This window comes from Streptomyces atriruber (genome assembly GCF_001418325.1).
Classification (GTDB): Bacteria; Actinomycetota; Actinomycetes; order Streptomycetales; family Streptomycetaceae; genus Streptomyces; species Streptomyces atriruber.
The window spans coordinates 1-10,811 of the sequence record NZ_LIPN01000251.1; the positions used below are offsets into that span (position 1 = coordinate 1).

Annotated in this window: 9 protein-coding genes; 4 read left to right on the plus strand and 5 right to left on the minus strand. The window is 71.8% G+C overall.

From position 1 onward, the window contains the following. Positions 1-241: 241 nt before the first annotated feature. The 4 genes from AOK03_RS24905 to AOK03_RS24920 all read left to right on the plus strand — a co-directional run bounded on the left by AOK03_RS24905 (position 242) and on the right by AOK03_RS24920 (position 7,034). The gene (locus AOK03_RS24905; protein ID WP_055567575.1) at positions 242-2,041 is read left to right on the plus strand and encodes an AMP-dependent synthetase/ligase; all 1,800 of its coding nucleotides are present in this window, start codon (positions 242-244) and stop codon (positions 2,039-2,041) included. A gap of 134 nt (positions 2,042-2,175) precedes the next feature. Continuing rightward, positions 2,176-3,444: an ABC transporter substrate-binding protein gene (locus AOK03_RS24910; protein WP_055567576.1), complete on the plus strand. Its 1,269-nt coding sequence runs from the start codon at positions 2,176-2,178 to the stop codon at positions 3,442-3,444. Between the two features lie 12 nt (positions 3,445-3,456). Beyond that, positions 3,457-6,246 carry an ABC transporter permease subunit gene (locus AOK03_RS24915; RefSeq protein ID WP_055567577.1) on the plus strand — a complete coding sequence of 930 codons (2,790 nt, stop codon included), beginning with the start codon at positions 3,457-3,459 and terminating at the stop codon, positions 6,244-6,246. Then, positions 6,243-7,034: an ABC transporter ATP-binding protein gene (locus AOK03_RS24920; protein WP_055567578.1), complete on the plus strand. Its 792-nt coding sequence runs from the start codon at positions 6,243-6,245 to the stop codon at positions 7,032-7,034. The genes AOK03_RS24915 and AOK03_RS24920 overlap by 4 nt, the downstream gene beginning before the upstream one ends. A gap of 15 nt (positions 7,035-7,049) precedes the next feature. On the opposite strand, the gene AOK03_RS24925 is transcribed toward AOK03_RS24920, so the two are convergent. From AOK03_RS24925 to AOK03_RS24945, 5 genes are all read right to left on the minus strand, one after another. Further along, entirely contained in the window at positions 7,050-8,078 is a 1,029-nt protein-coding gene (locus AOK03_RS24925) for a chitinase (RefSeq protein WP_055567579.1), read from the minus strand. Between the two features lie 105 nt (positions 8,079-8,183). Beyond that, positions 8,184-9,338 (minus strand): pyrroloquinoline quinone biosynthesis protein PqqE, encoded by a 1,155-nt coding sequence (gene pqqE / locus AOK03_RS24930; RefSeq protein ID WP_055567580.1) that lies wholly within the window; start codon positions 9,336-9,338, stop codon positions 8,184-8,186. Beyond that, a complete protein-coding gene (gene pqqD / locus AOK03_RS24935; RefSeq protein WP_055567581.1) occupies positions 9,326-9,616 on the minus strand; it encodes a pyrroloquinoline quinone biosynthesis peptide chaperone PqqD in 291 nt (96 codons plus the stop codon). The genes pqqE and pqqD overlap by 13 nt, the downstream gene beginning before the upstream one ends. Continuing rightward, entirely contained in the window at positions 9,613-10,350 is a 738-nt protein-coding gene (gene pqqC, locus AOK03_RS24940) for a pyrroloquinoline-quinone synthase PqqC (RefSeq protein WP_055567582.1), read from the minus strand. The genes pqqD and pqqC overlap by 4 nt, the downstream gene beginning before the upstream one ends. Before the next feature lie 5 nt (positions 10,351-10,355). Then, on the minus strand, positions 10,356-10,811 hold a 456-nt coding region (locus tag AOK03_RS24945; protein ID WP_244177730.1), incomplete at its 5' end, for an MBL fold metallo-hydrolase.

Consider the following 10,811-nt stretch of genomic DNA (forward strand, 5'->3'; position numbering starts at 1 on the left):
GCAGAGATCTCTGCATGCCGCGTACAGATTCGGTGGAGATTACGCCACCGAAACTTACTCCAGCGTAAGTAAGTTGTCCGGCCCTTACCCTTGTGGCCGTATTTTGACCGGCTGACCAGTGCCGATGGCGCGGGCCGCCCACTTCTGGACCCCCTCCCGCACGCGCGCGCCGTGGGGTACGGTCACGGCGCTGTGCGGAGCGCCACAAGGAGCATCATTGCGCGAGTTCACGAATCCTCCGATGGCGTCGGTGCCGCTGGTGGGCGGCCTTGCCGACGCCGTGTTCGACCATGCCCTCGAGGACCCGCTCCGCATCGCCTTCGGCCGCAAGACCGACGGACAGTGGCACGACGTCACGTCGGGCGAGTTCCGTGACGAGGTGCTCGCCCTCGCCAAGGGCCTGATCGCCCAGGGCGTCCGGTTCGGCGACCGCGTGGCCATCATGTGCCGCACCCGCTACGAGTGGACGCTCTTCGACTTCGCCCTGTGGGCCATCGGCGCCCAGGTGGTGCCGATCTATCCGACCTCCTCGGCCGAGCAGGTCCTGTGGATGCTGCACGACGCGCAGGTGTCGGCCGCGATGGTCGAGCACGAGGACCACGCGATGACGATCGGCTCCGTCGTCGACCGGCTGCCGCAGCTGCGCAGGCTCTGGCAGCTGGACGCCGATGCCGTGGGCGAGCTGAACGCCGCGGGGCGCGACATCGACGACGACGTGGTGCACCGCCACCGCCGCGCGGTCACCCCCGACTCCATCGCCACGATCATCTACACGTCGGGCACCACCGGCCGCCCGAAGGGCTGCCTGATCTCCCACGCGAACTTCATGTTCGAGTCGGAGGTGATGGTCGGGCGATGGGAGCCGGTCTTCCACTCCAAGCGGGGCGACGAGGCGACCACGCTGCTCTTCCTGCCCCTCGCCCACGTCTTCGGCCGCATGGTGCAGATCGCCGCGGTGCGCGGCCGGGTCAAGATGGGCCACCAGCCGAACCTCAACGCGGCGGCGCTGCTCCCGGACCTGGCGGCGTTCCGGCCCTCGTTCATCCTGGCCGTGCCGTACATCTTCGAGAAGGTCTTCAACGCGGCGCGGCGCAAGGCGGAGAAGGACGGCAAGGCGGGCGCGTTCGACAAGGCCGTCGAGTGCGCCGTGCGGTACGCCGACGCGATGGAGGCCAGGGCCTTCGGCACGGGTCCCGGCCCCTCGGCCGGGTTGCGCATGCAGCACCAGCTCTTCGACAAGCTCGTCTACTCCAAGGTGCGCGAGGCGATGGGCGGCCGGGTGCGGCACGCGATGTCGGGCGGCTCGGGCATGGACCGGCGGCTCGGGCTGTTCTTCGCGGGCGCGGGCGTGACGATCTACGAGGGGTACGGCCTCACCGAGTCGACGGCGGCGGCGACCGCCAACCCGCCCGAGCGCACCCGCTACGGCACGGTCGGCCAGGCCATCCCCGGCACCACCGTGCACATCGCGGAGGACGGCGAGATCTGGCTGCACGGCGGCAACGTCTTCCAGGGCTACCTCAACAACCCCAAGGCCACCGACTCGACCCTGCATGACGGCTGGCTCGCCACCGGTGACATCGGCGCGCTCGACGAGGACGGTTATCTGACGATCACCGGGCGCAAGAAGGAGATCCTGGTGACGTCCGGCGGCAAGAGCGTCTCGCCGGCCCAGCTGGAGGAGCGGGTGCGCGACCACCCGCTGGTCGCCCAGTGCATCCTCGTCGGCAACGACCGGCCCTACATCGCCGCGCTCGTCACCCTGGACTCGGAGGCCGTGGAGCACTGGCTGACCATGCGCCGCAAGCCGATGCTGCCCCCGGGCGACCTGGTGCGCGACCCGGATCTGGAGACCGAGGTGCGGCGGGCCGTGGTCGCCGCCAACACCCTGGTCTCGCAGGCCGAATCGATCCGCACGTTCCGGATACTGGCGCACCAGTTCACCGAGGAGCACGGCCTGCTGACGCCGTCGCTGAAGCTGAAGCGGAAGGCGATCGAGACGGTGTACTCCGCGGAGGTCGAGGCGCTGTACCGCAGCTAGGCAGGGCCCCATCGACCCTCGGGCAGTCACGGCAGCGGTTTCTGACGGGTCATCAAATACCGCCGCGACACTTATTGACGGTTCATCAGGTCACGCACAGAATCAGCCCCACTTCGACTTCAGGGGGCTCGACCGTGTCGCGATCGATCCGCACCATCACCGCCGCCGCTGCGGCCCTGCTGCTCGCCACCGCCTGCAACTCCGCCTCCAACAGCGAGGGTTCGGGCGGCGGGGGCGGCGCCGGGGGCGGCAGCTCCGTGCGCGGAGTGACCGACGACTCCATCAAGGTCGGCGGGATCGTCTCCATGACGACCGCCAGCGGATACAGCAAGAAGGACACCGACCTCGGCGCGAAGGCCCGCTTCGACCGCGCCAACGCGGAGGGCGGCGTGCACGGCCGGAAGATCGACTATCTGGGCGCGGAGGACGATGGGCAGGACCCGGGCAAGAACCTCGCCGCGGCGCGCAAACTGGTCCAGCGGGAGAAGGTGTTCGCGATCTCCCCGATGAGCTCGGTCACCTTCTCCGGTGCGGACTTCCTGCAGAAGCAGAAGGTGCCCACGTTCGGCTGGGGCACCATCCCGCCCTTCTGCGGCCCGAGCTACATGTACGGCTTCGGTGGCTGCATGGTGCCGATGCCCGGCGGCACGATCACCCAGAGCTGGCCCGAGGGCCTCACGAAGGTGATGGGCGGCGCCAAGGGGAAGTCCGTGGCGATCCTCGCCAACGACAACGACGCGGGCACCTTCGCCATCCGCACCTACAAGCAGTCCTTCGCGGCCGCCGGGTACGAGGTGACGTACGCCGAGCCGACCGTCCCCGCCACCTCCGTGCCGAGCGACTGGTCGGCGTACACGAAGGAGATCCTGCGCTCCGACGGCGGCAAGGCGCCGGACGCCGTCGTCTCCGTCATGCAGACCCCGTACAACATCGGCCTGTTCACGGCTGTCAAGCGCGCGGGGTTCAAGGGTGTCATCACCGACCCCACCGACTACGACCCCGGCCTGCTCGCCAAGAGCGCCACGAAGAAGGCCCTCGACGGCGTGCACGTACTCCTGACCTTCCAGCCGTTCGAGCAGGACAGCGCGGACATGCGGCAGTTCAAGGAGGACATCAGGAAGACGGCGGGCGAGAACGTGCCGCTCAACATGCACATGATGACCGGCTACATGTCCGCCGACCTCTTCCTCTCCCTCGCCGAGAAGGCGGGCAAGGACCTCACCGTCGACTCCTTCCAGAAGGCGGCGGACGGCTACTCCGACACCGGCACCATGGTCGGCGACCGCAGGCTGCGCCAGGGGCAGAAGGAGTCGTTCGGCTGCGGCGCCCTCGTGCAGCTGAAGAACGGGAAGTACGCGGTGTCGTCGCCCTTCAAGTGCTACGAACCGATCCCCTTCAAGTAGGGGCGGGCCGCCATGTCGGACCTCCTCGGATTCGTGCTGAGCGGTCTCGTCTCGGGCGCCCTGTACGCCCTGCTCGCAACGGGCCTCGTCCTGTCCTACTCCGCCTCGGGCCTCTTCAACTTCGCCCACGGCGCCACCGCCTACCTCTGCGCCCTCGCCTTCCACGAACTGCACTCGGGCTTCGGCTGGCCCGCCGTGCCGACGGCGCTGCTCCTCGTCCTGGTGGTCGCACCCGCCCTCGGCTGGGGCCTGGACCGGCTCATGTTCCGCAAACTGGCGCGGGTCGGCGAGACCGCGCAGATCGTCGCGACGATCGGCCTGCTCGTCGCGCTGCCCGCGCTGGGGCTGTGGGTGGTCGAGCTGCTCGACGACGCGGGCGCACCGGTGAAACCCGCGGAGAACCAGTTCGGCCTGCCGGGCGTCGGCCCGAGCCCGGCCCGCAGCTGGCAGCTCATGGACGGCGTCGGCATCGACTCCGACCAGCTGATCACCTGGGTGGCCACCGCGGTGGTCGCCGTCGGCCTGTGGATCCTGATGCGCCACACGCCGCTCGGCCTCAGGCTCCGTGCCGCGGTCGACAACCGTTCCCTCGTGGAGCTGCGCGGCATGAGCGCGGACCGGCTCTCGTCGGTGGCGTGGATGCTGTCGTCCGGACTCGCGGGCCTTGCGGGCGTGCTCGCGACCCCCTTGCTGGGGCTCTCCTCGCACGACTTCACCCTGTTCCTCTTCGTCTCGGCGACGGCCGCCGTGCTCGGCCGCTTCCTGTCGATCCCCCTGGCGTTCGCGGGCGGGCTCGGACTCGGCGTGCTGCAGAACCTCGTCGCGGGCTACGCCGACTTCGCCGAGCAGATCACCGGCTTCCGTACGGCCATGCCGTTCCTGATCCTGTTCGCCGGGCTGCTCCTGCTCACCCGGCGGCAGCGCACCGCGGGCACGGCGGCGGTGGACGCGCCGCCCGTCGACTATCTCGCCGGACGGTCCTGGACCCGCAGGTGGGGGCCGTGGGCGGTGGCCGCGCTCGCCCTCGCCCTCTCCTTCTACACGGTCACCACGCCGTTCTGGAGCGGCATCCTCGCGCAGGGCCTCGCGATCTCGCTGGTCTTCATCTCCTTCACCGTGGTGACGGGGCTCGGCGCCATGGTGTCCCTGGCGCAGGCCACCTTCGTCACGGGCGCCGCGCTGGTCGCCGGGCTCCTGATGAGCCACGGCTGGCCGTTCGCCGGGGCGGCGCTGGTGGGCACGTGCGCGGCCGCGGCCCTCGGCGCGCTCGTGGCGCTGCCCGCGCTGCGGCTCGGCGGGCGCTCGCTGGCCCTCGCCACGCTGGCGCTCGCCTTCCTCGCCGACCAGGTGCTCTTCCAGATGGGGTGGCTGCGCAACGGCGACACGGGCTGGGAGATCCCCCGCCCGGTCGTCGGCCCCGTCGACCTCTCGGACGACCGGGCCATGGGCGTCGCGATGGTCGTCCTCGTCACGGCGGCCGTGGCCTCGCTCGGCGCGCTGCGGAACTCGCCGTCGGGGCGGGCCATGCTGGCGGTGCGCTCCGCCCCGGCGGCGGCGATGGCGTCCGGCGTCTCGGTGGTCCGCACGAAGCTGCTCCTCTTCACGCTCTCGGCGGGGCTCGCGGGATTCGGCGGCGTGATGTACGCGTCCTTCAACACCCGCATCACCGCGACCGACTTCACCGCGATGACGGGACTGATCTGGCTGGCGGTCGCGGTCGCCGCGGGCGTGCGCAGGCCGCAGTTCGCGGTGGTGGCGGGACTGGTCTTCGCGATCGTGCCGCACCTGCTGACGGACTACGTCACGGAGTCCGCGCACCTCCCGGTGATCCTCTTCGGTCTCGCGGGGCTGGCCCTGGCGAACGACCCGGACGGGTACTGCGCGGCGGTGTCGGTGCGGATGCATCGGAGGCGGGCGCGGGGATCGGTGACTCCGGTGACTCCGGTGACTCCGGTAGTCACGCACTCCCTGCCTGCCGAGGGTGAGTACGCTTCCCGGCCGCCGGAAGGACCCGACGGCCAAGCCGGTGACGAACGGGCAGGGACAGAGTCGGGGGCAAGGGCCGGGGCACCGCCCGTCCTCGTCCTCCGCGGACTCCACGCAGGCCACGACGGCGCCCCCGTGCTCCACGGAGTCGACCTCACCGTCCACCCCGGCGAGATCGTCGCCCTGCTCGGGCCCAACGGAGCCGGAAAGTCCACCACTTGCCTCGCCGCGGCGGGGCTGCTCACACCCACGCGGGGCCAGGTGTACGTCGCCGGGCGCGACGCCACCCGCGAAGACGCCACCCATCGTTCCCGGGCAGGCGTCGTCCTCGCGCCCGAGGGCCGCGGCATCTTCCCCTCGCTCACCATCGACGAGAACCTCGCCCTGTACCTGCGGGACCGGGACGAACGCGACGCCGTGTACGAGCGGTTCGCGGGACTCGCGGCGCGGCGCAAGGTCCCCGCGGGCTCCCTCTCCGGAGGGGAGCAGCAACTGCTGGCGCTCGCACCGCTGTTGCAGCGCCCGCCGAAGGTGCTGATCGCGGACGAGCCGTCGCTCGGGCTCGCGCCGCGCATCGTGGACGACGTGTTCCGGCTGCTGGTCGAACTCCGGGACGCGGGCGCCGGGTTGCTGCTCGTCGAGGAGAAGGCCGCCGAGATCCTCGGGGTCGCGGACACGGTGGCGTATCTCGCGCAGGGCCGCGTCTCCTGGTGCGGTCCGCGTGCGCAGGTGCGGGCGGACCGGCTCACGGAGGCGTACCTGGGCATGGCCGCGAGCGGCGGACGGCGGACGACGAAGGGCGTGACGCAGCCATGAGGAAGCGGGACCACGTCCTGGAGGCGGAGGACATCGGCGTGCGCTTCGGCGGGATCCGCGCTCTCGACGGGGTGCGGCTCGGCGTCCGCCGGGGCGAGGTCTGCGGACTCATCGGCCCCAACGGCGCGGGGAAGACCACGCTGTTCGACGTCCTGTCCGGCATCCGCGGCCCCGACCGCGGGCGGGTGCTGCTCGACGGGCGGGACGTCACGCGCCGCTCCCCCGTGTGGCGTGCCCGGCACGGGATGCGGCGCACCTTCCAGCGGCAGCAGCTCTTCGGCCAGCTCACCGTCGCCGACAATCTCGTCGTCGCGCAGGAGTGGCGGGGCGGTGGCGGCGGCTTCGCCGCGGACCTGCTGGCCGCGCCGACCCGGCGCGCGCACGAGGCCGGACGGCGCGAACGGGCGGCGGCGGTGCTGCGTTCGTGCGGCCTCGACGAGCTCGCCGGGCAGTACGCGGGCGCGCTGCCGGTCGGACAGGCCCGCATGGTGGAGCTGGCGCGCGCGGTCGCGGACCCGCCCGGGGTACTGCTCCTGGACGAGCCCGCTTCCGGGATGACGGCCGACGAACGACAGCGGCTGGCGGCCGTCGTCCGTCATCTCGCGGACGCCGAGGGCTGCGCGGTGCTCCTCGTCGAGCACAACGTCGCCTTCGTGATGGAGCTCTGCGCCCGCGTCGTCGTCCTCGACCTCGGCCGGGTCCTGGCCCACGGGACACCGGCCGAGGTGCGCGCGGATCCGAAAGTGCGGGACGCCTACCTGGGAACCCCGGCGAGCGGCTCGCCGTGACCGCCGCCGGACGCCTCACCCTCCGTACTGGGCAACGATCTTGGTGAAGTCGTAGGGCGCCTGGCCGATGCCGCTGCAGGAGTCCCCCGCGCTGCCCCCGGAGCCGCAGTCGCGGTCGCGGTTGACGGCCCAGAAGGCGAAGCGCGCGATGTGGCGCTGCTTGGCGTACGCGAGGATCTTCTTGAAGTCGGCCGTGGTCACCGTCTCGCCCGCCACGTCGGTCTTGCCGTTCATGGAGGAGATCCCGGTGCGCTTGTACGCGTCGGCGTCGCTGTAGCCGTAGGCGCTCTTGACCGCGTTCTTGAGGCCCTCCATGGCGCTGACGGAGGCGTCGCCCATGGTGCCGCTGTGCCCGCCGAAGTCGAACGGCATGATCACCCAGGCGTCGTTGGCGAGCCCGGCGGCGGCGCCGCGCTTGATGAGGTCCTTGCCGGTGGCGTCGGGGCCGCTCGGGGTGGTGCCCATGGTCACGTAGGTGACGATGCCCGGATTCTTCGACTTGACGATCTTCAGGGCGTCCACGACGCGCTGGCGCACCGTGGCGTTGCTGAATTCGGTGTCCTCGATGTCGATGTCGAAGGCCTTCAACTTGTAGGCGTCGATGACCTTTTGGTACGCGGCGGCGAGCGCGGTGGCGCTCCCGCACTTCTCGCCGAGCTTGGCCCCGCTCCAGCCGCCGACGGACACGACTATGTCGCCGCCGGCGCCACGTATGGACTTGATGGCGGCCTCGTCGGAGCCGCCCTTCAGCGGGCGGTTGCCGTCCCAGGCCGGGTTGCACCCGCCGTCCGACAGGATGAAGGCGAGCGTGAACCACTTGACGCCGGTCGCGGCCATCACGTCGGTGGGCTTCTGCGGGTTGCCCCAGCCGAGGTACTCGTAGGGGGCCGCGTGAATGGTGCCGGACGCCTGCGCGGCGGGGGCGGGCGGGGCCTGCGCGGACGGCTCGGCGGCCAGGGTCAGCGCCGCGGAGCCGGTCAGCGCGCCGGCGGCGGCAAGGGCGACGGTGATTCTGCGACGGGCGTGAGGTGACGTCTTCGACATCGGGGGTTCCTCTCTGCGATGTCCTCTGCGGTGGCATCTGCAATGTCAGGAAGCTTTCCTGACAGTCGGTGGGCGCAAGGGGCTCAAGACCCTTGCGGGGGGGGACTAGCGGGAGTACGTCTGGACCTGGGCGCGGACCGGGGACGCCGGGTCCGCGGTGTGCGTGCGGTACGTGTAGCCGGGTGGGCCCTTCGCGGGGTCGCCCGCCCCGTCGACCAGGGCGCGGACCGCCGCGTGGTCGGGCGAGCGGTGGCAGGCGGGGTCCGTGCGGGCGGCGTCGCCGGTCAGGGCGTACGCCTGGCAGCGGCAGCCCCCGAAGTCGACGGTGCGCAGCTCGCAGCCGCGGCAGGGAGCACCCATCCAGGCCTCGCCGCGGTAGCGGTTGAAGGCGTCCGACTCCCGCCAGATCCAGGCGAGTTCATGGTTCCTGACGTTCGGCGCGGCCGGTCCGAGGAGATCGGCGGATGCCGGGCAGGGCAGCACCGTGCCGTCGGGGGCGACGGTCAGCGAGAGGGTGCCCCAGCCGCCCGTGCAGGGCTTCGCGGTGCCGTCGACGTAGTCGGGCGCGACCCACACGAGCTCCATGCGCCCGGCGAGCCGCTCCCGCCAGACCTCCACGCGGTCCCGGGCCCGCGCCACCTGGTCGCGGTCCGGGAGCAGCGCGTCGCGGTTGCGCAGCGCCCACCCGTAGAACTGGGTGTTGGCCAGCTCGACGCGGTCGGCACCCCAGGCCAGGCCGAGCTCCACGAGGGAGTCGAGCGCGTCGAGGTTGGCGCGGTGCAGGACGGCGTTGAGCCCGAGCGGCAGCCCGGCCCGCCCGATGAGCCGCGCCGCACGCTCCTTGGCCGTGAAGGCACGCGCTCCGGCGATGAGTTGGGCGTCGCCCGGGTCGGGGTGCTGGACGGAGAGCTGGACGCTGCGCAGCCCGGCGGCCACGAGCCGGTCCAGGCGCTCGCCGTGCAGGCCGACTCCGCTGGTCACGAGCTGCGTGTGGATGCCTGAGCCGTCGGCGGCCGCCACGATCTCCGGAAGGTCGCGGCGCAGCAGGGGCTCACCGCCGGACAGGTGGGCCTGCACGACACCGAGGTCGGCGGCCTGGCGCAGTACGTTCCCCCATTCATCGCAGGTCAACTCGGATTCTCTTGCCGTCAGTTCGACGGGGTTGGAGCAGTAGGCGCAGCGCAGGGGGCAGCCGTGGGTTAGTTCGGCGAGGAGCGCCCAGGGCGGGTCGGGCTGCCGGGCTGCCGTCACCGAAGCCATCCCTCCGCCCGCAACTGCGCCAGGAAGCAGGGGACTTCCTCGGCGACGGGCGCGTCCGGGTGCCGCTCCGACAGCTCCGCGACGATGCCCGCGACATCGCGCTCGCCGTCGCACAGACCCACGATGCTTCCCGCGGCTCCGCGCAGGACGACGACGCGCTCGGGCAGCACCAGCAGGTCGACGTCGCGCACCCGGTCGTGCCGGAGCACCACCGAGCGGACCAGTGCGGGCCGCCATGCATCGCGTACGGCGTCACACACGACTTCATTGGCGGTCATCCGGCCTCCCCGGGCCCCCGGTCGACGGCGTCGAGCAGCGACCACAGGACGTCGCACTTGAACGCGAGGGCGGCGACGGCCCGTTCCTGCTCCTCGCGGGTGCGGGCCCAGGTCAGGACGAGGCCGAGCGCTTCCCTGCCGTCCCGGCCGCCCTGCCCGACGCGCGTGCGGAAGTAGTCGAGCCCCGCGGTGTCGATCCACGGGTAGTGCTTTTCGAAGGCGGCGATCCTGGTCCGCATCAGGTCGGGCGCGGAGAGTTCGGTGAGCGAGGCGGCGACGGCGTCGAGTGCGGGGCCGAGCCTGCAGAAGTTGACGTATCCGTCGACGGCGAGCCGCACTCCGGGCAACACCTTTGAGGAGTCGAGGAGTTGTTCCCTTCCGAGTCCGGCCGCCTCGCCGAGCCGCAGCCAGCTCTCGATGCCGCCCTCGCCGTCCCGTTCCCCGTCGTGGTCCCGGATCCTGCGCAGCCAGCCGCGCCGCAGCGCGGGGTCGTCGAACTTGGCGAGGACCAGGGCGTCCTTGACGGGGATGTGGCGCTGGTAGTGGAACAGGTTGGCGATCCAGCGGCGCACCTCCCCGGGGGTGAGGTCGCCCTCGTGCATGCGCACGTTGAAGGGGTGCCGGTCGTGGTAGCGCGCGGCGGAGACGGCACGCAGCCGGTCGGTGAGCTCCTCCGGGGTCCAGGGTGGCGCCGTCGTCGGGGCCCCGGCCGTGCCGGGCGCCGTGGCGGTCATCGCGTTCACAGCTCGATCACCATCCCGTCGACGGCGACCTCCAGGCCCCACTCCGCCAGGAGTTTGTACTGCTCGGCGTCCGGATCGTTGAGGGGGTTGGTGTTGTTGAGGTGGGTGTAGAGGACGCGGCCCGGCAGCCGCGCCAGGCGGTGCGCGGTGCCGGTGGGGCCCGCGATCGGGCGGTGGCCCATGCCGGTGGCGGTGCGGGTGGAGAACCCGGCGCGCACCGGCTCGTCGTCGTCCCAGAACGTGCCGTCGACGATGACGCAGTCCGCGGTACGGGCGGCCTCGTCGAAGGCGTCGCTCCAGACGGCGAGGGAGGGGGCGTAGAGGAGGGTGCGGCCGTTGGCGGGTTCGGTGAGGCGCAGGGCGACGGACCAGGCGGCGGAGCCCGCATCCGCGTCGAAGCCGGTAGCCGCGTCAGAGGGGAGCCACTCGGTCGCGCCGCCCGCCCCCTCCCC

Coding starts and splice junctions, on each gene's coding strand:
- AOK03_RS24925 (WP_055567579.1), bottom strand. CDS start 8,078: ATGTCGAAGACGTCACCTCACGCCCGTCGCAGAATCACCGTCGCCCTT.
- AOK03_RS24905 (WP_055567575.1), top strand. CDS start 242: ATGGCGTCGGTGCCGCTGGTGGGCGGCCTTGCCGACGCCGTGTTCGAC.
- AOK03_RS24920 (WP_055567578.1), top strand. CDS start 6,243: ATGAGGAAGCGGGACCACGTCCTGGAGGCGGAGGACATCGGCGTGCGC.
- pqqE (WP_055567580.1), bottom strand. CDS start 9,338: ATGGCTTCGGTGACGGCAGCCCGGCAGCCCGACCCGCCCTGGGCGCTC.
- pqqD (WP_055567581.1), bottom strand. CDS start 9,616: ATGACCGCCAATGAAGTCGTGTGTGACGCCGTACGCGATGCATGGCGG.
- pqqC (WP_055567582.1), bottom strand. CDS start 10,350: ATGACCGCCACGGCGCCCGGCACGGCCGGGGCCCCGACGACGGCGCCA.
- AOK03_RS24915 (WP_055567577.1), top strand. CDS start 3,457: ATGTCGGACCTCCTCGGATTCGTGCTGAGCGGTCTCGTCTCGGGCGCC.